The organism is Bacteroides zhangwenhongii, from assembly GCF_009193325.2.
In the GTDB taxonomy this organism is placed as follows: Bacteria; Bacteroidota; Bacteroidia; order Bacteroidales; family Bacteroidaceae; genus Bacteroides; species Bacteroides zhangwenhongii.
Window position 1 is genome coordinate 5057290 of sequence record NZ_CP059856.1, and the last position, 22583, is coordinate 5079872.

Consider the following 22583-nt stretch of genomic DNA (forward strand, 5'->3'; position numbering starts at 1 on the left):
TCGTCACAACTATCTTTGCAATAAAAGGTACGCACTATTACAGTTCACAACCGGAAGGAATACATTGAATAAGAGATAAAACTAATCATCATAGTCATATTCCAAACTAAAGTCATCCACCCAAAGAGTAGCACCTTCCCCTCCAGTGAAATAATCGCCATACTTGCTGGCAGAACATACGACCAGAAGATATTTCGGTTTACGATTAACTGCTCGATATTCCAGTTCTAATTCAAGCTTTTGATATTCACTTACCGTCCTTCCTGTATTAAATTCAGCATAGGCAATCACATGAGAATCATTCTTATCAAACAGTTTCCTTTCAGAATATTTAGTATAAACTCCTACCGGACTATCCCAATCACCTAGTGCTATATATATAGCACAAGTATCAGGCTTACCTTTATAAGAAACAAAACGTTTATAATCAAGCGGGGCATTCTTCTCACTCGGCAAATTATCAATCGGAGCCGTTGTATACTTATAATACGCTTTCAACTTTGTAGGTCTTGCCGTAAACGGTTTACCAAATTCCAACTTTCCATTTGTACCTACCGTTTCTAAGTATTTGCCGACATACAAGTTACCTGCTGCAAACTTTCCGATCCCTACCAAACCTACAAATTTAGAAGACAGTTTTGCAGCCTGTCCTTTTCCATTCCAAGTTTCACTAGTCGGTATAGAATTACTATCCCCCATTTTAGTTGCTCCCTTATTACCTGTATCCCATATCTGCTCACCATTTTCAGCCCATGGATTCCAGACATCGTCAACTTGGTGCCAATTATCCAAAGAACCTCCCGGCAATACTACCGCTTCTCCCGTTGTAAAAGTTAGAATTTCGCCATATTTATCGTTAGCAACTGCACGGCAATTATAAGCGGTAGAAGCTTTCAAATGGGGAACGCGTGCGGTGAAAGTTCCCCCATTTACCGTTATATAAGCCTCATCCACAGTTTTCCATTCTCCTGTTGAGACCTCACTGATTTCAAATCCGAAAACAGCCCCTTTTTTCCCTTGTCCGGACAGCCACACCACATTTGTCCAAGCATCAGCCGAAGACGTAACAACGTCATCACTAGTAGGCGACACATATAAAGTCCAAACCTCCGTTATGTCGTGATAGCTCACAGTGACCGTCTGACCGGACATAAAATCATGCAAAGCTGAGTAATCCGGTGCCATCGTACATCCTTCAGGACCTAGTTTCAGATCCTCTATTTGAATAGTACGCAGGCTAGTAGAAGTGGTCACATAAGCTACCACTAAACGATTTTCAACATCAAATATGGGCTCTCCAATCTGATCATTTACGACAAACCGACGTTCTATCGTCTGTCGGGCAACAATTGTCCATTCATAATTTTGATATAAAGACAGAGTAACCTTTCGAGGCTTTGTCAAATCCAGAACTGAATTAACTGCCAAATCGGTTTTAGCTCCCTCTGTTAGTTCAAGCTTTGTAACTTTCACCTTTTTCAGGTTAACAGTTTCATCCAAATTCAATGTTATCGTATTGGTTTCCGTATTAATAATAGCATTACCGGATTGACCTTCCACAACAATATCTAAAAACTGTAACTTAACGACCGGATAATCTATATCATTCTCTATGCATGATGTAATTAACAACATCATCCCCACCATTAAGCCATTTATATATATTCTTCTCATACGTTTCTAAAATTACATACAAAGAGTAATACCAATGTTGATATTAAACAGATTAATCTTGAAGTTAGCGCCACTGCTCCTCCGCTTACCAGTTTCTCCCAAATTATTCTTCTGCTTCTCTATCCGGTACTTAAATCCGACAACTCCAAATGAGACTTCAGCGCATACATTCTGCATAATAAACACCGCCAAACCCGGATTTATCCCCAAATGAAGTTCATTTAACGTCGTTTCCGTTCGTTTCAAATTATCTCCCGTTCCACGAGAAAAACTAGATGTACCTCTATTATAAGAAAGAGTAGTTTCATTAAATAAACCGAAACGCTTACCGTGATCCAAGCCGACATAAGAACGGTGAAAGACTGCAGCCGAATAGGTATCTTCCGCATAACGCATATCTTTCAAAGAAACATCCAAATCTTCAACTGCAAGGGAAACATTATCCAATTGAGCAATTGTATGGTTATATCCCAACTTCATACCTACTACCAAATTGTCCCGAATTGCATAGCCCCAGAAAGGCTTGACGGAGAAGGTACGGAAGTTACAATCAAAATCTTTCAGAATAGAAAACAATAACCGACTGTCGTCACTATCAAAATTGACATACGAGAAAGTCAAACCTCCAATCCATTTACCTTTCGGAATGAAACGGTAATTTTTGATTCCGCGATCAAAACGTCCGATAGCTCTCGTATGAATAATATCTGTTGAATCCAGCTGTTCTTCGTATTCCTCCTTCAGAAGAAAAACAGTATCACGAACAATAACCCTTTCGACAATTAAAGAATCCCTTCCATCCATCGTACGGAGAGTATCGCGTTGCTGTGCCTGTATACCCGGTATCCCGACCAACAAGCCCAATATACATATATATAATACTTTGTACATTTTCATTTATAAATAAAAGGCAATTCCCAAGCCGATAGAAAACAAATTAATTTTAAAATTAGCGCTACTAGACGACCGTTCACCAACATAGACTTGATCTGTAGTTTGTTTCACCTTACTAAAGTTCAACCCAAGCACACCAATACTAACTTCTACCGCCGTATAGTTATTAATAAAAGCTACAATACCGGGAGCTACACCAATGCTGAAATCTGTAGTTGTAGAATAGGTTCCGGTAACGGAATCACCTCCCTTATTTACTACTTTCGACTGGCTTCCCCCCATTCCCAATTGTGTCTCACTAAAGAGTGCAAAACGTTTGCTACTTCCCAATGTCACATAATTACGGAGGACAGCCATTGCTGAATACGAATGTTTCAACTGATAAAGATCGTCTACGTCAAACTGATTTTCTTCATCCAAATTGATAGACAATCCATCCAACTTTGTTAATGTCCGTCCATAGGCAAAACGCCCTCCGGCAGCCATATTATCTTTAAACGCATAACAGACCATCGGACTGACTTTAAAAGTATACCCATCAGAATTAAATCCATCAAGTACCAAAAACTGATAGTTCTGCTCATTATGTTCCGAATATGAAACTGAGCTACCTACAATCCACTGTCCCTTAGGTATAAAGGTTCCCAATTTAATATCTCTTTTGAAGTCTTGCGCCCGAACACTGAATATGCCTAAAAACACAAGTGACAAGATAAAAGCTATTTTTTTCACGTATTTTATTTTATTCGTAAATCAATTCCAAATCATCCAACCACATCGTACTGCCTGTACTTCCGGTATAATAGTCTCCATACTTGCTAGCTGACGCAACTACAAGAATATACTTAGGTTTAACATCTTTCCGTCTATACTCTAGTTTTATCTTATGTTCAGTCCAGGCATTTACATTACCATCAATAATCAACTCTCCATAAGCTATTATTTTAGAATCGTCTTTACTGAACAATGTTGTCTTATCCTTAGTATGCACTACAATGGGTTTATCCCAATCAGTTAATGCTACATATACAATAGCAGTATCCTGTATACCCTTAGGCGCATCAACCGTTTCGGAATAATCAATAGTGCCTAAAGTCGCACGATACCAGATAGAAAGTTCCGAAGGGCGGGATGCAAATTCACGTCCAAAATCAAGAATACCTTGAGTCCCATCTTCTACACCAACAAATTTTCCGGTAAACAAATTCCCTGCAGCAAACTTCCCAATACCCAAGAAGCTCACAAATTGCGACTTTAATTGAGCGGCACGTTTTCCACCATTCAATCCTACCCTGTCAATATAAGTAGTCACGTTTATATTCATCTTTGAAGAGCCTTTGTTACCACTATCCCAGAACATTGCTTCACCTTCTCCATAAACCCACAAAGGTGAACTTCCTGACCAGTTTTCAAAGCCGCTATTCGGCAATTGCGCAGCTTCTTCCGTTGTAAACGAACAAACCACAGCCGAAGGAGTATTACCGGCCAATGCTTGATACTGATACTCTGTACCGTCTTCCAATCCAGTAAGTTTTGTTGTAAAAGTTACTCCATCTTCCCCTTTTACCGCCTCTACATTAGTCCAATTACTTTCGCCTTTCTTCCGGTAATTAAAGCTCAAGGGTTCCGTTGTCTCATGTATGATTTCTCCTCTCAATTCGGCTCTTGAACTCCATACGTCTCCCACTACTACATCCTTTGTTAGAACAGAAGCGTTAGAAACAACGATTGACAAAATCCCGGTATTGCTCAACCCTTCCGCATCAATCGCACTCAAAGCAAAAGCATAGGAAGTTTCTGCGGTTGTCATCTTTCCAACCAAAGAAGATGTCAATGTCAATGTCAACACCCCAGCTTTTGTAGTCTCATCAAAAGCAGAAACAATCTGCAGTCCATTAGCGGCTAAAGCAGATATTTCATCTTCACCAAGATTAGCCAATTGAAGCGTATTACCCGAAAATCCCCATTCGGTCAGTTTATCACAGGCAAGAGTAGCCTCCGTTAAAGCTGAAGTGACCGCTATTTTAAAAGAGAGTTCACTAGCCGCATTCAAAGCATATATATAAGGTGTACCAAAATCAAAGCCTACTCCTCTAAAAGACGGACGTTGCTTAACCTCCACCTCATCTTCTATCGTCTCCAAAGGAGTCTCGTCCACAGTCACTTGCAAACTAGCACCGCCATCTTCAATATCATCCACAAAATTCAGCTTGAAAGTATAGTGCGTAGCTGATTCTGCCAAAACTTCACCTTCTTTCTCAAATTCTTTTTCATTCTGCAACACTCCGGTAAACTTCCACTTCAACGAACTGTCCCCCTCAGACAACATATAATAACCTATAGCACCGACATTCTCCTGCGTAAAGTCCAATGAACCGAACTTTGTGTATACGGTCATCGTATAATTCTTAAATAATTCGTTCACATTATCACTGAAACTTACTGTAGACAATACATTGGCAATACTGCATTTCACATTCTGCTCCGTCACAGTTCCATTCGTTATCTCGAACGGAACCATCCCTTTATAATAAGTTTTATCAAAAGAAGCAGGGACCGAATCTCCTGCGGTAACCTTAACATTATAGGCTCCTGACTTCAATTGTAGCTCTTCGGGTACTTCAGAAAGTCCTTTATAATAACGAATCAGCCCCTTGCCATTATAAAGGCGAACCTCACAATTCTTTTCCAACTCCGCCTGTTCATCATCGGTCACAGTGCGCGAAGTTACTACTTTAATGGACGAATCCACGTTGACTTTCATACGTAGTATTCCCTCTCCGTCCAAACGTTCTGTTTCCGTACATCCATTTAACAGCACATACGTCAGAAACACCAATATATAGTAAGCGTTCCTCATCCTTATTCTCCTTCCGCTACCGAAATCAATGTTAATGTTTTCTCTACACTATTTCCGGACTGGTCGATAGCCGTAATAATAAATTTGTGAGTAGCCGGACCATAAATGCCAAGTAGTGGCGTGAATTTAGTAATATCAAACTTCAAAGTCGTTTTGCCCAAAACCTGGTCACCTACAGGAAAGCCTAATGATTCCAATCCCGTTCTCAAATCTCCCGGATAGGCCAAATCAAATTCAGAAGCCAGTCCAACTTCCTCCAATAGCTCCGGAGTCAATGTTTCCGAATCAATCTTCACTTTAAGATTCGAGAATCCATTCTCCGCTTCAATGTTTACAACCACCGTAATACCAATCAGATTTCCACCTTCATCTCTCTTGATAGGCACATCCAAACTCTCATCGATATCGAACCCGTTTCCCACAATAGTCGGCGCTTTTCCGCTAGGCGTAGGCGGATTCGGATCTATTATCGTTTCTTCTTCCTCTCTATTTGTAAATCCTTTCTCTATTACTGTACACGTTGCAACAATCACCAGTTTGAGTTTAGTGAATCCTCCCTCAATATAGCCATCATCATTGACATACTTCAAATAGAATTTTATGAGACGATGTTGACCAGGCTTTACATTCTTAATCGGATAAGGCACTTCCCTTGCCACCCCATCAATAGTTCCGGTCATCACCGCTTTCATAATATTATTGCCATCTGCATTCGACTTGAAATATCCATTTCTGGTTTCGTCATACGCAAATGCTAAGGAAGCGTCTCCCACAGTAACAGTGGTTTTCACATCCTCGCCCATCACTTCTTTCAACTTATCATCGTATGTCACAGACACCTTGATATTATTCAACTTACATACCAATGGTTCCAAGTCCTTTACTTTATTAGCCTCAATAGTGAAAGATTCTTCGGCATAATAAAAAGGAACTTCAAACTCTGCCGGTTGCACCTCGTGTGACAAAGCTTGTACTGTATAGCTCCCTACTCTGAGCGTAAATATCTCAGGCAACTCGCTATATTTCCATTCACGTACCAAATTTTGTTCCGCATCGTAAATACGAATCAAATAATTATCCGTATTTACTTCGGACGCACGAGTGATAGGAGTAGAAGAGGAAACCTCAACCGACAAGCCTTTCAAGGAAGCCAGATTCACAGAACCCTCACCCAATTCTACTGTATCATTATCCATCTTCTCACGATCGCAAGCTGTAAAAGAAAGAATTACTGCCAATGCGATAAACAGTATGTATGTTACCTTTTTCATATTTCGTTGTTTTAATATATCAATTTTACATCATCAATTGTCAATACGCTACCGACATGGCGAGAATCGCCATAGCCTGCCCTCCAAGCACCTTTACTTCCTTGAATAGCTAATGTCGCAGGAGAATCCAAACTGCTGGATAAAAAGACAACAGTTATATAAGCAGCTTTTTCTGTTGTCTTAGCTATAGAAACAGTACCTTTCTCATAAGTATCCACAGGATTCGATATAAGCAATTCTCCTCTAGCTATCTCTTTCTTCTCTGCATTATATAACACAGCATAAGCTTTCGCGGATTCATTATTGTATGAATAATATTTATAATAAAACTCAACTGCGGAAGGACGAGAATTAAAGGTATGCCCCAAAGTTTCTTTCTGAGATGCCCGGTCATAAGTACCGATGAACAACGATCCTGCCGTTCTATAGTCTACATCCTCTTGAGCACTTTCTTGACTCAGCCAATTATTAGCCCCATGACCGACTGTCGAAATTTCCATTGCAGACGTTCCTCTATGTGATGCGATTGTTAACGATTGCCCTCCAAATTTATTAAGATGATTATAAGCCGTCCAACCATCGTACGATGTGGGTACTGTACTTGGATACGATGCATAGAACCAAGAAGCAACTCCATCATACGATTGAGTTGTTTTATCATTACGCGAACTCCACCAACTAGTAGCACTCGGATAAAAAGCCCATACTTTTTCTCCACCACTGAGCACAATAGTCTTATACCAAACCTGTTTTCCCGTCCAATCCTCAAAATCACTATTAGGTATTTGTGCAGCGACTTCCGTCGTTATCTCCAACTCATTTTCCGCTTTCACATCTCCCGATACAGCTCTCAACGTATATTTATTAGTATTTAGAGGATCTTCAGGCAATCCCGTTATTTCAATGACATCACCATCTTTTGTTTGAGTAGGTGTCACCCATGTTCCAGTTTCATACTCCGAAGACTTAATATACTCAATAACAATCGGTTGAGTTTTCATATACTCCTTATCTTTCCCTACAACATGTATAGTAGCTTTTGTTGCCCATACATCCCCTTCAGAAGCTTCCAGACCAAATACAGGAGGATTGACTCCAACAGAAACAGATAAAGTACGCACACCGCAAGTCACATAAACCAGGAAGTTATGCGACGTTATAAAAGGTAAAGCTAATGTTACTTGATGTTGAATACCGTCTGTAAGTACACCAGAGACATCTATATCCGTTAAGACTTCCTCCTTTAGATATTGGAACTTAACTCTGGAAATATCTCCATCCAACGTAACAGGAATAGTAATTGCTTGAAGTCCGACATTTACATTATCCACAGTCCCTACTGCAAACTGATTATCCTGCACGTTCACCTTTATGACTTCATCAACAGCATTGACTCTTCCTGCCTTATCAGTCACCACAAGAGAAAAAGAGACTTCACCATCATCACTCAATAAATAGGGTATTACCTCAGCAAAATCCAACGTAGCCATCTTTTCCACATTAGTACTCAATCCCCGCATGGACAAGCCTAATGATTTCAATTTCTCTAATGTTTCTCCGGCGAGATTGACCAAATCTACAGAAGTCGGCCAACCTTGTGCAAGTAAAGAAGGCGACACCGTAGTCAACACACACTTTTTAATCCCATTACGTGCAGTAACAAGCGTAGAAAGAGGAAAAATCGTACTACCCTCTTTCACATCCTGCACCACACCGGATTCATATCCGGAACGAGTAAAAAATGGAGGTTGTATGTTCAATGCTTCATCAGAGACATCTATTTCCACCGGCTTCTCCACAGTAGTTTTGTCAAATGAAATCTTCAATGTAGCGCTCCCCGCATCCACATCCAATTTTATATGATAAAACTCACGAGGCTTGGCCTCATCAATTTCCCCAACTTCCCACTTGGCAGTCTGCCCGTTCTGATTCACGACATCGGCATATATAGTAATAACGCCCGGCTTCACATAAGCCGCACGCACTTCATCTTTAACAAAAGTAATAGAACTTCCGCCATCAGACTGGATGACAGTAGAATAATCAGAAAAGTACTTTTTAAATGCATCTGTGTATTCCACAGACAGTTTCACATTCGTCAAATAGCAGGTGATACTAGCTTCAACAGTCTCATCATCTTCCACCGTAATTTCTTGCGTTCCCTCATAATAAGGAGATTCAAAGCCCTCTTTTTCCGGATTACCGCAATACGCTTTCAATGTATAAGTCCCCACCGGAACAACAGCATATTTAGGAAACTCGCTAAACTTATCCCACGAAGTTTTAACGACATTTCCATCCATCAAAGCAATCGTAAAGTCTCCAACATCAGGTACTAAATCATCTTCCTCTGTATTCTCTTCTCCACTATCACCGACCTCAGCACGTGTAGTAGTAGCGTCAATGACATCCTGACTAGTAGCCAGATTCAAAGCAAGCATACCTGTTGCCATATTGGATCGCTTTTGTTCGCTTTCACAAGCAGACAGTACTATTGCCATCAACAACAATACTCTAAAAACTTTTCTCATATTGGTTTATATCTCTAAATTAGTCCGGAATAAATATATCTATTTCTCCTTGTGACATCTTCTTTTGTACTCTTCCTCTCTAAAACTTTGCGCAAAAGTACAGTTTTCTTTCTTTATAATAAAGTATCCAAAGAAAGATTTATCCCGAAATCTGAAAATGAGAACACAATTTGTTTGCTTGACCTAAAAAAAAGACCATAATTTTAAGCATACAACAAAAGATTTCCGCTTTTTAGATGAAAAACAGAACGTTTCCATCTCATGTTTCAAATAAAAACCTACTTATTCAAACAAAAAGAGATTAAAAATTCATCCAATCCAACATGATCAATTCTAGGAAAAGAAAAATGTACTGCAAATATTTCATAGAAACAATGCACCGATTCATACTAGAAAAGTATTTTTCATCTCTCATAAAAGCAACATAAACATCAGATTACCAAACATTTACATTATGAGAGATCTTTTTTTATTATACATCTCTCATACTTTCGCCCCGCATCTCTCATGCTTTCTCGCTATATCTCTCATGCTTTCGCCTTACACCTCTCATCGTAAGCCGTATTTTGCAAAACAACTAATGGGATTTTATATAAAGACTACCGTTTAATCTCCTGTCTTTCAGCATATAACGTCACATTTTCTACAAGATATCACAACCGTTCCACTACAGTAGATAGTTCTGTGCACTAATGTGAACAGTTCCGTTCACTAGAGTACACAAAACTGTTCACTAGAGTGGAAGGTTATGATGTTGGTAAAATAATCCAAAAACAAAGGCTAAATATGCCAACAACATAAGTAAACTGACATATAAACCACTATTAAATTAGAGGCAGAAAACACGATGAAAAAGGTCTGTGAAACCTACACAACAATCTATATCCCAGTTCCGGGATATCATGAGAGATGAATCGAGAAAGAATGAGAGATGCAGGGTTCTACACTCCTGGCATCAGCACCACCCCAAGTTTCTTCTTTCCATCCATCTTGACCACTATCGGTTTCTCAAAGCGGACATGGCGGAGGAACTTCGTTTCTTCCACAGCCGGTTGCGCATTGAGGAACTCTTGGTTGTAGACACCATCATTCATAAAGGCATTGATCGTGAAGTAACCCACTCCGAACGAGGTAAGATTCTGGAAGAAATGCGTACCCTGGCTGGGATCAACGCGGTAATTAGTCAGTCCCGCCTCCACTATCACACGGGCTGCCGAGATGTGCGGCCACTTCACCGGAATACCCAGCCACGTGTCGCTGCTTCCCCAACGTCCGGGACCGACAAGCACATAGTTCTTCCCCTCGTTCAAGAACTGCTGATTGATCTTTTCTATCTCCCAAGCAATAGCCTGATTATTGGAAGCACTGTAGCCGTCCGTCTTCACATAGACAACATCCTGAATCTCGTTCATAATGCCATGTCCCAGCGAATTATACGAGCGAAGAATCACCTCATCATCCGGTATATCGTTCAAATCCTCATCCAGCATCTCCTTGCTATCCACAATCGGACGGATCTGCAAAAGATAGAAAGTACCCGTCTTATCCTGATCACGACTTAACGTTGCCGCAAACTCAATCTCAACCGGACGACGCATCTCCTGCTCCCCGTATTTCAAGACCAACTGCAAAATACGAGCCAACGGGAAAACATCATGTTGCAGGATATTAGCAAACGTGATCACCTTGCGTCCTCCCGGATACAAGCCATCCCGGATTATCTGGTCGTACGGGTCGTATGTAGAAGCGATATACTGCAAAGCACCGTCATTTTCCGCCTCTTTCACATGAAGTTTCAACAGATTAAAGCCGTCATCGATCGAAAAGTCATGCCCTGCATTCTTCAAGTCCAACGCATAGAAACGGGTCTGAGTCTCTTTCAAAGCTATTTCCATCTCGCTGGTCTGTAACACCTGATTGGGATGATAAGGAGAAAAACGAAGCGTCATACCGCCATCCACAATATATTTTCCCAATCCAAGAGCCAGATTCACCGTTCCTTCCTCCGCCTTTTCATCACCTAGCGGATAATAATTGAGCGAGCGTGCCACACCGGACATGGAAGGATAATAACGTTCTCCGTATTGGTTACCAACGACTTCCTGCAAAATGACAGCCATCTTTTCCTGGTCTATCACGTTCGACGTAGCTTGCATATAAGCCTTGCTGTCACGGAAGTATACCGAAGCATACACTCCCTTGATGGCATCGGAAAGCATACGCAGCATCTCATAGCGGTCGTCCAGATAAGGAATCATATACGTATTGTAAATCCCCGCAAACGGCTGATAATGGGAGTCTTCCAACAGAGAAGAAGAACGGATGGCAATCGGTGACTTCACCACATCAAAGAAAGTAAAGAAGTCTTCCACCAACCGGTCCGGCAACTTCGCTTTCAGGAAATACCTCAGAATCAAATCATCATCCGCATCCGAAAGGGCAATCTGATACAGATTGTTCGTGTCCATAAACTCATCGAACACATCCGTACAAAGCACCACCGTCTTGGGAATGGCTACCCGTGCATTCTCAAACTCATCAAACTCCGGATGACGCTTCACCATGTTATCTATGAAAGCCAGTCCGCGCCCTTTACCTCCGAGCGAACCGTCACCGATACGCGCGAAATTGGAATAACGGTCGAAACGGTCCCGTTTAAAGACGGCAACGACTCCCTGATTCTTCATCTTGCGATATTTCACGATCGCCTCAAAAATGATACGGCGATGGGCGTCCACATCCTGAAGACTGCTCCATGTAATCGGTTTCAAGAACTCCGCCACGGGAAACATAGCCCGCGAATAAAGCCAGCGGGACACATGATTACGGCTAATGTGATATAAGAATGATTCCGCAGGAACGGCAAACAGGATATTCTGCAACTCTTTCAGATTCCGTACACGGGCAATCTCCTCCCCCGTCTCCGGATTACGGAAAACAAAATCACCGAAACCGAAGTTATCGGAAACGATACGGCGCAGGTCGACATCCATCTTCTTGGAATTCTTGTCAATAAAGCTGGCGCCGTATTTTGCCGCATAGGAAGCATTCTCCGACTCGGACGACTGGATAATCAAGGGTACGAACGGATCATTCTTACGTATCTCGGCACACAGCTTGATACCCGCCAGACCGTCTTTCTCTCCCCGCTCCACCTTCGGGAAACGTACATCCGTGATCACCCCCAATATATTATTCTGATACTTACGGTAAATATTCATTGCCTCCTGATACGTACGCGCCAACACGATTTTAGGCCGTCCGCGCATACGAAGCGTACGCTGGTGCGCATTCAGAGCCTCTGTAGAGAACTCCTGACTCTGCTTCAACACGAACTTATACAGATTGGGAAGAATGGAAGAATAGAAGCGAATGCCGTCTTCCACAACAAGTATCAACTGTACTCCTACCTCCTGCACGTCATGCTCCAGATTCATCTTGTCCTCCATCAGCTTAATGATAGAAACCAGCAAATCGGTATTGCCCAGCCAGCAGAAAACGTACTCGAAAGCACTCAGATCCTCATTGATAATCCGTTTGGTAATACCGTGACTGAAAGGAGTCAGAATGACGATAGGAATGTGTTCATATTTCTCCTTGATATGCCGTCCGATGTCGAAACTGTCATTATCTCCCGTACTCGGCATACAAATCACCAGGTCGAATGACATACTTTCCAACTGCGCCAATGCCTCCTCTTCGGTAGACACCTGCGAGAAACGGGGCGGATAACGCAGAGAGAGCGAAGTATATTCATTAAAAATCTTCTCATCGATACGTCCGTCATCTTCGAGCATGAAAGCGTCGTACGGATTGGCTATCAGCAGCACGTTGAAAATTCGCCGGGTCATCAAATTGGCGAACTGGGTATCTTTGAAGTAAAGCTGGTTTAATTTATATTTACTAAGCATAGAATTATTCTCCTTTCTTATACCAAATCGTCTTGTTTCAAAATCACATTTTGCAAAGTTAATTCTTTAAATCTCATTTTCCATCATCTTCTTTATAAAGTTTACTTGTTTATCTCTTATTATTTTGTAGTTTTGTACCAATAAGTTTATTCAAAAAGACTTTTTATTTACATGAAAAAAGTAACTTTATTAATGAGTGGAATCATGGTAATGTCATGCGCTCCCCAACAAAAAAAGCCGGTCTACCCCGAGACGGCAAAAGTAGACACTGTAGACGTGTACTTCGGTACGCAAGTTCCCGACCCTTACAGATGGTTGGAAAATGATACCAGCGCAGCTACCACCGCTTGGGTAGAAGCGCAGAACAAAGTGACAAACGAGTATCTGAGCCAAATACCTTTCCGGGAGAACCTCTTGAAACGGCTGACGGAACTGGCTGATTACGAGAAGATCAGCGCTCCTGTCAAGAAACACGGCAAATATTATTTCAGCAAGAACGACGGTTTGCAGAATCAAAGCGTGTTCTACGTACAAGATTCATTGGACGGCGAGCCTCGCGTGTTCCTCGACCCCAACAAATTGTCGGACGACGGCACAGTGGCCCTCACGGGACTTTATTTCTCACACGACGGCAAATACACCGCGTACACCATCTCGCGAAGCGGCTCCGACTGGTCTGAAATCTACGTGATGGACACCGAAAGCGGCAAGTTGCTCGAAGACCACATCGAATGGGCCAAATTCACCGACGCTGCCTGGCAGGGAGACGGATTCTATTATAGCGCTTACGATGCTCCGACCAAAGGAAAAGAGTTCTCCAACGTGAACGAGAATCATAAGATCTATTACCACAAGATCGGCGAACCCCAATCGAAAGACAAGCTGATTTACCAGAATCCGGCTTATCCGAAACGTTTCTACACCTCCGGCACCAGCGAGGATGAACGTATTCTATTCCTGACCGAATCCGGAGCCGGAAGAGGGAACAACCTGTTCATACGGGATTTGAAAAAGCCCGCCTCTCCTTTCATCCAGCTCACCACCGACCTCGATTACCAATATTACCCAATTGAAGTAATCGGCGACCGGATTTATATCTACACCAACTACGGCGCACCGAAAAACCGGATTATGGTGGCGGACATCAACCATCCGAAACTGGAAGACTGGAAAGAGCTCGTGCCCGAATCGGAAGCAGTGCTCTCCAACGCGGAAGTGATCGGTGGCAAACTGTTCCTCACATACGACAAAGACGCCTCCAATCACGCATACGTTTACGACCTCGACGGCAAGCAATTGCAGGAAATCGAACTGCCCTCACTCGGTTCGGTAGGATTCAGCGGCAACAAGGATGACAAGGAATGCTTCTTCGGATTTACCTCGTTCACCATTCCCGGCGCTACCTATAAATATGATATGGACAAGAACAGCTACGAACTGTACCGTGCCCCGAAAGTGCAGTTCAACTCGGACGACTTCGTAACGGAACAGGTGTTTTTCCCCAGCAAGGACGGTGTGAAGATTCCGATGTTCCTTACTTATAAGAAGGACTTGAAGAAAGACGGCAAAAATCCGGTATTCCTCTACGGGTACGGAGGTTTCGGTATCAGTCTCAATCCGGGCTTCAGCTCCAACCGTATCCCGTTCCTCGAAAACGGCGGTATCTATGCCCAAGTCAACCTGCGTGGCGGCAGCGAATACGGTGAGGACTGGCACGTAGCCGGAACCAAAATGCAGAAACAGAACGTGTTCGACGACTTCATCTCGGCCGCTGAATATCTCATCAGCCAGAAATACACCGATAAAGACAAGATAGCGATTGTCGGCGGTTCCAACGGCGGTCTGTTGGTAGGCGCCTGTATGACGCAGCGTCCCGACCTCTTCCGTGTAGCCATCCCGCAAGTAGGTGTGATGGATATGCTCCGCTACCACAAGTTTACCATCGGCTGGAACTGGGCCAGCGATTACGGCACCAGTGAAGACAGCAAGGAGATGTTCGAATACCTCAGAGGTTACTCTCCATTGCACAACCTGAAACCGGGCACAAAATATCCGGCAACTCTGGTAACCACTGCCGACCATGACGACCGGGTAGTCCCCGCCCACTCATTCAAGTTTGCCGCTACCCTGCAAGCCGACAATGACGGGACCAATCCGACCTTGATCCGCATCGACAGCAAAGCCGGACACGGTGCAGGCAAACCTATGGCAAAGGTACTGGAAGAGCAAGCCGACATTTACGGATTCATCATGTATAATCTGGGCATGAAACCGAAATTCTAAAGACCGGCTTTCTATTTGCGAACACATAGAAGCCCCGTTACCTGTTTTTTACATCACAGGTGGCGGGGCTTTGCGCTTCTTGGACCCAAAAACTATCATTTTATCATTATTTAATCAAAATAACGCCTTAAAAATAATCGCATTTCAAATATTTCCCTATATTTGCAGATAGTTAGTTGACATTTTATCAGAATTAACCTTTTAAACTATAGTATCATGAACATCCAAAAAATCATGTCCTCTCTGGAGGCAAAACATCCCGGTGAATCTGAGTATCTTCAAGCTGTCAAAGAGGTTCTTCTGTCCATTGAAGATATATACAATCAACATCCTGAATTTGAAAAAGCCAAAATCATAGAAAGACTGGTCGAACCCGACCGTATCTTTACTTTCCGTGTGACGTGGGTGGACGATAAAGGCGAAGTGCAGACCAATCTCGGCTACCGCGTACAATTCAACAACGCTATCGGCCCGTACAAAGGCGGTATCCGTTTCCATGCTTCCGTCAATCTTTCCATCCTGAAGTTTCTCGGCTTCGAACAGACTTTCAAGAACGCACTGACCACTCTGCCTATGGGTGGCGGCAAAGGCGGTTCCGACTTCTCACCACGCGGTAAGAGCGATGCTGAAATCATGCGTTTCTGCCAGGCGTTCATGCTGGAGCTGTGGCGTCATCTGGGTCCGGATATGGATGTTCCCGCCGGTGATATCGGCGTAGGCGGACGCGAAGTGGGTTATATGTTCGGTATGTACAAGAAGCTGACGCGTGAATTTACAGGAACTTTCACCGGCAAGGGATTGGAGTTCGGCGGTTCTCTGATTCGTCCCGAAGCTACCGGTTTCGGCGGTTTGTATTTCGTGAATCAGATGTTACAGGCAAAAGGAATTGATATAAAAGGTAAGACCGTCGCTATCTCCGGGTTCGGAAACGTAGCTTGGGGGGCAGCCACGAAAGCCACCGAACTGGGTGCTAAAGTGATTACAATCTCCGGACCGGACGGATACGTTTACGATCCCGACGGCATCAGTGGCGAAAAGATAGACTACATGCTGGAGCTTCGAGCTTCGGGCAATGATATAGTTGCTCCATACGCGGAAAAATATCCGGGTGCGACCTTCGTCGAGGGCAAGCGTCCGTGGGAAGTAAAAGCTGATATTGCACTTCCTTGTGCAACTCAGAATGAATTAAATGGAGAAGATGCACAAAATCTCATAAAAAATGACGTACTTTGTGTCGGAGAAATTTCCAACATGGGCTGTACGCCGGAAGCCATCGATTTATTCATCGAGCATAAAAAGATGTACGCACCGGGTAAAGCAGTCAACGCAGGCGGTGTTGCCACATCCGGACTGGAAATGTCTCAAAACGCCATGCACCTCAGCTGGAGTGCCGCAGAAGTGGATGAAAAGCTTCATGCAATCATGCACGGCATCCATGCCCAATGTGTGAAATACGGCACGGAGCCCGACGGATACATTAACTATGTGAAGGGAGCCAACATTGCCGGATTCATGAAAGTAGCCCATGCAATGATGGGACAAGGCGTCATTTGATAATTAAAGATTAAAAATTAAAAGGCAGAAAAATAGAAGGTGGACGGGAGCTGGTTGGCTTGGGATTCACAAATTATTTAATTTTTAGTTTCTAATTTTTAATTTCTAGATTCATTTAGAAGACTTTGTTTAGTTGTATTTGTATTTGTGGTTTGCGCCACTCGCCTCCTGTGACAGGACGCGGGTGGCGCTATTTTTATGAGATTAACGTTATTTTCGATGGGAATTAATTATCTTTGCGGCATTATCGAATAAATAAATAACTAAATAAAAATGCTACAACCCGAATTAAAATTCCGTCGCGATAAGATTCGCAGTCTGATGGCGTTGCAGGGCATTGACGCTGCGCTCATTACTTGTAATACAAATCTGATTTATACATACGGCTGCGTTGTCAGCGGTTACCTTTATCTTCCGCTCCATTCACCCGCATTGTTGTTTTTCAAACGTCCCAATAATATCACAGGCGAACATTCGTTCCCTATCCGCAAACCGGAACAGATTGTCGATCTGCTGAAAGAAAACGGATTGCCCATGCCGACCAAGCTGATGTTGGAGGGCGACGAACTTCCTTACACGGAATATTGCCGTCTGGCAAGTCTTTTCCCCGAAACCGAAGTGGTGAACGGCACTCCGCTGATCCGTCAGGCGCGTAGTGTGAAGACACCGGTTGAAATCGAAATGTTACGCCGTTCGGGCATTGCCCATGCGAAAGCTTACGAACAGATTCCGAGCGTATACCGTCCGGGAATGACGGATATAGAATTCTCTATCGAGATAGAACGTCTGATGCGCCTGCAAGGGTGTCTGGGCATTTTCCGGGTGTTCGGACGCAGCATGGAAATCTTCATGGGCAGCGTACTCACGGGAGACAACGCCGGATATCCTTCTCCATACGACTTCGCACTGGGCGGACAAGGTCTCGACCCTGCCCTGCCGGGAGGAGCCAACAAGACTCCGTTGAAAGAAGGACAAAGCGTCATGGTCGATTTAGGAGGCAACTTCAACGGATATATGGGCGACATGAGCCGGGTGTTCTCTATCGGGAAACTGCCGGAAGAAGCTTATGCGGCACATCAGGTCTGTCTGGATATTCAGGAAAAGATAGCTTCCATTGCCCGTCCGGGTGTTGCCTGCGAGCAACTGTATGACACCGCCATCCAAATAGCGACGGAAGCCGGATTCAGAGACAAATTCATGGGAACCAACCAGCAAGCGAAGTTTATCGGCCACGGCATCGGCCTCGAAATCAACGAAGCTCCCGTACTGGCCCCCCGCATGAAGCAGGAACTCGAACCGGGCATGGTGTTTGCCCTCGAACCGAAAATCGTACTTCCGGGAGTAGGTCCTGTAGGTATAGAAAACTCTTGGGTGGTGACGAACGAAGGCATCGAGAAACTGACGAACTGCCGTGAAGAAATCATTGAGCTGAGTTAAACTCGTCCGGACACAAACCTTATTCAAACAACCCAATAAAATGAATTACATATCTGTTTCATTCATCGGCAGTGCTTTACTTTTGCCTGCATTATCCATCCATGCGCAGCAAAGGAACGCCCAACCGAATATTTTATTTATTCTCTGCGATGACATGGGATATGGAGATTTGGCCTGCTACGGTCAACCGTTTATCCGCACCCCTCATATCGACGCTATGGCAAATGAAGGGATGCGCTTCACACAGGCGTATGCCGGTAGCCCTGTCAGCGCACCTTCAAGAGCTTCAGTCATGACGGGACAACACAGCGGTCATTGCGAAGTGCGGGGAAACAAAGAATATTGGAAAAATGCTCCCACCGTGATGTATGGGGACAATAAAGAATACGCAGTAGTAGGGCAACATCCATACGATCCGGAGCACATCATACTGCCGGAAATAATGAAAGACAACGGATATACTACAGGAATGTTCGGTAAATGGGCAGGAGGCTATGAGGGCTCCTGCTCCACTCCCGACAAACGGGGTATAGACGAATACTATGGCTACATCTGCCAGTTTCAAGCGCACCTCTACTATCCTAATTTCTTAAACCGTTACAGTAAAGCATTGGGTGATACCGGAGTGGTACGCGTAGTTATGGACGAAAACATCAAGTATCCGATGTTCGGTCCCGAATACCGGAAACGTCCTCAATATTCCGCCGACATTATCCATCAAAAAGCTTTGGAATGGCTGAACAGACAAGATGGCAAGCAACCGTTCTTCGGCATATTCACCTACACTCTTCCCCATGCGGAACTTGTACAGCCGGAGGACTCGATTCTGAACGAATACAAAGCGGAGTTTAGTCCTGATAAAATTTTCAAAGGTAGTAAATGGTCACGTTATAATGCGGTTACTCATACGCACGCTCAATTCGCCGGCATGATTACCCGTCTGGATTATTATGTAGGCGAAGTACTGAAAAAGCTGAAAGAGAAAGGACTGGACGAGAACACATTAGTCATTTTCTCCAGCGACAACGGTCCTCATGAGGAAGGTGGAGCCGACCCTACTTTCTTCGGTAGAGACGGAAAGCTGCGCGGATTGAAACGCCAGTGCCACGAAGGCGGTATCCGCATTCCGTTCATAGCCCGTTGGCCGGGACGTGTGCCCGCCGGTAAAGTGAGCGACCACATCTGCGCTTTCTATGACTTAATGCCTACTTTCTGCGAAGTGGCGGGTATCAAGAATTATGAAAAGAAATACCGCAATAAAAAGAAGGAGACCGACTATTTTGACGGAATCTCTTTTGCGCCGACATTACTGGGAAAGAAAAAGCAAAAACAACATAAATTCCTGTACTGGGAATTCGACGAGACAGACCAGATAGCAGTGCGCATGAACGACTGGAAGCTAATCGTAAAAAAAGGAAGTCCTTCATTATATAACTTGAAGACGGACATTCACGAAGACAACGATATAGCCCTCCAGCACCCGGACATTGTAAAAAAGATGAAAGCCATCATCTTTGAGCAACATACTCCGAATCCGCATTTTTCGGTAACATTACCTACGCAGTAATTGCGTCACAACATCAGCCAAATACATCTTCCCGTCAGCCAATTTCATTTTCAGTTGACTACAATTTGTAGTCAACTCACTTCCCTCTTTTTTTTATTAAACAGCGAAACCTAGCCGATAACCGGTGTCAGCCCCATCTTCTTTGCCCGTGCCAACATAAAGGTGCGGGCAGCTTCATATTCATTCGGGATCACTCCATCCAGAATCGCATCCTTTATCGCACTTTTCAGAGTCCCCACCTCCCGGCACGGTTGCAATCCGAAAGTCTCCATGATCTCCTCACCGCTCACAGGGGGCTGGAAATTGCGAATCCGGTCTTTTTCCTCCAGGTCTTTCAGCTTCTGCCGCACCAGTTGAAAGTTATTCAGGAAACGTTGCTTACGTTCCATATTTTTAGAAGTGATGTCCGCTTCACAGAGCGTCATCAGGTCGTCGATGTCATCCCCCGCCTCAAAAAGCAGACGGCGGACAGCCGAATCCGTCACCACATCATCCGCTATCACGATAGGACGCATGTGGAGACTGACCATCTTCTGCACATACTTCATCTTCTCATTCATCGGCAACTTCATCTTCCGGAAAATATTCGGAATCATCTTCTCACCGATAAAATTATGATTATGGAAAGTCCACCCCGCCTTCGGTTCCCAACGTTTAGTCACAGGTTTGGCAATGTCGTGCAGCAAGGCAGCCCAACGCAACCAAAGATTGTCGGTCTTTTTGCTGATATTATCCAGCACTTCGAGCGTATGATAAAAATTATCCTTATGCGAACGCCCGTTCCGGGTTTCCACCCCTTGCAAGGCAGCCAGCTCCGGAAAAATCAACGGGAGCAGTCCGCTACGGTCCAAGTCGATAAAACCTTTCGATGGAATCGGTGAAAGAATTATCTTATTGAGTTCGTCGGCAATACGCTCACGCGATATAATTTCAATCCGGTCCTTATTGCGGCAAAGAGAATCGAACGTGTCATCATCAATATAAAATCCCAGCTGCGTAGCAAAACGGATACAACGCATCATCCGCAACGGATCGTCACTGAAGGTGATGTCCGGATCGAGCGGAGTGCGGATCGTCTTCTCCTTCATATCCTCCAGTCCTCCGAACGGGTCTACCAGTTCACCGAAGCGTCCCTTATTGAGGCAGACGGCGAGGGCATTAATTGTGAAGTCACGACGGTTCTGATCGTCTTCCAACGTCCCGTCCTCCACAATCGGCTTGCGGGAATCCCGTTGGTAGGACTCTCTGCGCGCCCCCACAAATTCCACTTCCGTACCTTTATATTTCACCTGTGCTGTTCCGAAGTTCTTGAAGACAGAGACATGAGCGCCGCGTCCCAGATGTTTTCCGAGCGCTTCCGCCATCGCTATCCCACTGCCTACCACCACCACGTCTATATCTTTAGAGGGACGTTGCAGAAAAATATCACGAACATAGCCGCCTACGACGTAACACTCCAGACCGAGCGTATCGGCCGTTTCGGCTATCTTCCCGAAGATGGGCTCGCTAAAATGCTGCTTCAATTCCTCTTGAGTCAACTCTATCATTCTTCTTAGTTATAAGTTTTGAGGGGACAAAATTACAAAAATAAGGGATATATTCGTACTTTTGCCCTAAATAACCAAATAGTAAACAGAATTTGTGATGAAAAAACTAACAATCTTCTTTTGCGGAACACTGGCACTGGCTGCCTGCGGAAATGGAATCGAGAAAAAAGCCAATGAGAAACTGATGGTCGCCCAAGCGGCCTACGAACGTGGCGACTATGAAGAAGCCAAGTCGCAGATCGACAGTATCAAGATTTTGTATCCCAAAGCGTTCGAGGCACGCAAAGCGGGACAGGCATTGATGCTGGATGTAGAGACGAAAGCGCAGCAGAAAACGCTTGCTTACCTGGACAGCGCCCTCCGGGCCAAGACTGAGGAGTTTAACGCCATCAAAGACAAATTCATCCTTGAGAAAGATGCGGAATACCAACAGGTGGGCAATTATCTATGGCCTACGCAGACTGTCGAAAAAAACATGCACCGTTCTTTCCTCCGCTTTCAGGTGGACGAACTGGGCAAGATGAGCATGACTTCCATCTACTGCGGTTCCGGCAACATCCATCACGTAGGGGTCAAAGTGATTGCTCCCGACGGCAGCTTCGCAGAAACTCCCGCCTCCAAAGACAGCTACGAGACAGCCGACATGAACGAGAAAATAGAGAAAGCGGACTATAAACTGGGGGAGGACGGTAACGTTATCGGCTTCATCAACTTCAACAAGGACAAGAATATCCGTGTGGAATTTATCGGCGACCGCTCCTATAAAACGACTATGAGCCCGACCGACCGCCAGGCTGCGGCAAATGTCTACGAATTGGCGCAAATCCTCTCCGCCATGCAGGAGATAAAGAAAGAACAGGAAGCCGCCAACTTGAAAATCGGATTTATCAATAAGAAGAAAGAACGGAAAGCACAGGAAGAACCGACGGATAAATAATGAAAGCCATCACTCTAAGATAAAAAGACAGACGGGTCACTTCACCCGTCTGTTCAATTGATTATTAGCCTTTCCGGCAAAAGGGTTGTTACTTTTCTTGATCGGCATAACGCTACC

General features: G+C 44.2%; 13 protein-coding genes. 5 read left to right on the forward strand and 8 right to left on the reverse strand.

Going from position 1 to position 22583, the window contains the following annotated elements; genetic code table 11:
• Nucleotides 1–81: 81 nt before the first annotated feature.
• The 7 genes from GD630_RS19975 to GD630_RS20005 form a co-directional block, all read right to left on the reverse strand.
• The gene (locus GD630_RS19975; protein ID WP_238482946.1) at nucleotides 82–1674 is read right to left on the reverse strand and encodes a PCMD domain-containing protein; all 1593 of its coding nucleotides are present in this window, start codon (nucleotides 1672–1674) and stop codon (nucleotides 82–84) included.
• Nucleotides 1675–1686: 12 nt separating this feature from the next.
• Complete coding sequence (locus GD630_RS19980; protein ID WP_394368242.1) at nucleotides 1687–2571, reverse strand: hypothetical protein; 885 nt, start codon at nucleotides 2569–2571, stop codon at nucleotides 1687–1689.
• Nucleotides 2572–3300: a hypothetical protein gene (locus GD630_RS19985; protein ID WP_238482947.1), complete on the reverse strand. Its 729-nt coding sequence runs from the start codon at nucleotides 3298–3300 to the stop codon at nucleotides 2572–2574.
• 10 nt (nucleotides 3301–3310) lie between these two features.
• Nucleotides 3311–5428 carry a DUF4493 domain-containing protein gene (locus tag GD630_RS19990; RefSeq protein ID WP_143865050.1) on the reverse strand — a complete coding sequence of 706 codons (2118 nt, stop codon included), beginning with the start codon at nucleotides 5426–5428 and terminating at the stop codon, nucleotides 3311–3313.
• Nucleotides 5429–5430: 2 nt separating this feature from the next.
• A complete protein-coding gene (locus tag GD630_RS19995) occupies nucleotides 5431–6699 on the reverse strand; it encodes a DUF4493 domain-containing protein (protein ID WP_143865049.1) in 1269 nt (422 codons plus the stop codon).
• Nucleotides 6700–6710: 11 nt separating this feature from the next.
• Complete coding sequence (locus GD630_RS20000; protein ID WP_143865048.1) at nucleotides 6711–9230, reverse strand: DUF4493 domain-containing protein; 2520 nt, start codon at nucleotides 9228–9230, stop codon at nucleotides 6711–6713.
• A 941-nt stretch (nucleotides 9231–10171) separates the two neighbouring features.
• The gene (locus GD630_RS20005; protein ID WP_007751404.1) at nucleotides 10172–13141 is read right to left on the reverse strand and encodes a PEP/pyruvate-binding domain-containing protein; all 2970 of its coding nucleotides are present in this window, start codon (nucleotides 13139–13141) and stop codon (nucleotides 10172–10174) included.
• Between the two features lie 171 nt (nucleotides 13142–13312).
• Between GD630_RS20005 and GD630_RS20010 the strand changes: the two genes are divergently transcribed.
• The 4 genes from GD630_RS20010 (at nucleotide 13313) to GD630_RS20025 (ending at nucleotide 19982) form a co-directional block, all read left to right on the forward strand.
• On the forward strand, nucleotides 13313–15424 hold the full coding sequence (locus GD630_RS20010) for a prolyl oligopeptidase family serine peptidase (protein WP_143865047.1): 2112 nt from the start codon (nucleotides 13313–13315) through the stop codon (nucleotides 15422–15424).
• A gap of 216 nt (nucleotides 15425–15640) precedes the next feature.
• Entirely contained in the window at nucleotides 15641–16978 is a 1338-nt protein-coding gene (gdhA, locus tag GD630_RS20015) for an NADP-specific glutamate dehydrogenase (protein WP_007751409.1), read from the forward strand.
• A 273-nt stretch (nucleotides 16979–17251) separates the two neighbouring features.
• The gene (locus GD630_RS20020; RefSeq protein ID WP_007766608.1) at nucleotides 17252–18415 is read left to right on the forward strand and encodes a M24 family metallopeptidase; all 1164 of its coding nucleotides are present in this window, start codon (nucleotides 17252–17254) and stop codon (nucleotides 18413–18415) included.
• Between the two features lie 40 nt (nucleotides 18416–18455).
• Nucleotides 18456–19982, forward strand: coding sequence for an arylsulfatase (locus GD630_RS20025; RefSeq protein WP_143865046.1), 1527 nt, complete (start codon nucleotides 18456–18458; stop codon nucleotides 19980–19982).
• Nucleotides 19983–20092: 110 nt separating this feature from the next.
• Here the strand turns inward: GD630_RS20025 and GD630_RS20030 are convergent, their stop codons facing one another.
• Entirely contained in the window at nucleotides 20093–21529 is a 1437-nt protein-coding gene (locus GD630_RS20030) for a CCA tRNA nucleotidyltransferase (protein WP_007751415.1), read from the reverse strand.
• Between the two features lie 97 nt (nucleotides 21530–21626).
• Between GD630_RS20030 and GD630_RS20035 the strand changes: the two genes are divergently transcribed.
• Nucleotides 21627–22466, forward strand: coding sequence for an outer membrane protein assembly factor BamD (locus tag GD630_RS20035; protein ID WP_007766627.1), 840 nt, complete (start codon nucleotides 21627–21629; stop codon nucleotides 22464–22466).
• Nucleotides 22467–22583: the final 117 nt, after the last annotated feature.

Bases quoted from the DNA above. Each gene is read 5' to 3' on its own strand.
- GD630_RS19975 (WP_238482946.1), bottom strand. From the start codon at position 1,674: ATGAGAAGAATATATATAAATGGCTTAATGGTGGGGATGATGTTGTTA.
- GD630_RS19980 (WP_394368242.1), bottom strand. From the start codon at position 2,571: ATGAAAATGTACAAAGTATTATATATATGTATATTGGGCTTGTTGGTC.
- GD630_RS19990 (WP_143865050.1), bottom strand. From the start codon at position 5,428: ATGAGGAACGCTTACTATATATTGGTGTTTCTGACGTATGTGCTGTTA.
- GD630_RS19995 (WP_143865049.1), bottom strand. From the start codon at position 6,699: ATGAAAAAGGTAACATACATACTGTTTATCGCATTGGCAGTAATTCTT.
- GD630_RS20000 (WP_143865048.1), bottom strand. From the start codon at position 9,230: ATGAGAAAAGTTTTTAGAGTATTGTTGTTGATGGCAATAGTACTGTCT.
- GD630_RS20005 (WP_007751404.1), bottom strand. From the start codon at position 13,141: ATGCTTAGTAAATATAAATTAAACCAGCTTTACTTCAAAGATACCCAG.
- GD630_RS20010 (WP_143865047.1), top strand. From the start codon at position 13,313: ATGAAAAAAGTAACTTTATTAATGAGTGGAATCATGGTAATGTCATGC.
- gdhA (WP_007751409.1), top strand. From the start codon at position 15,641: ATGAACATCCAAAAAATCATGTCCTCTCTGGAGGCAAAACATCCCGGT.
- GD630_RS20020 (WP_007766608.1), top strand. From the start codon at position 17,252: ATGCTACAACCCGAATTAAAATTCCGTCGCGATAAGATTCGCAGTCTG.
- GD630_RS20025 (WP_143865046.1), top strand. From the start codon at position 18,456: ATGAATTACATATCTGTTTCATTCATCGGCAGTGCTTTACTTTTGCCT.
- GD630_RS20030 (WP_007751415.1), bottom strand. From the start codon at position 21,529: ATGATAGAGTTGACTCAAGAGGAATTGAAGCAGCATTTTAGCGAGCCC.
- GD630_RS20035 (WP_007766627.1), top strand. From the start codon at position 21,627: ATGAAAAAACTAACAATCTTCTTTTGCGGAACACTGGCACTGGCTGCC.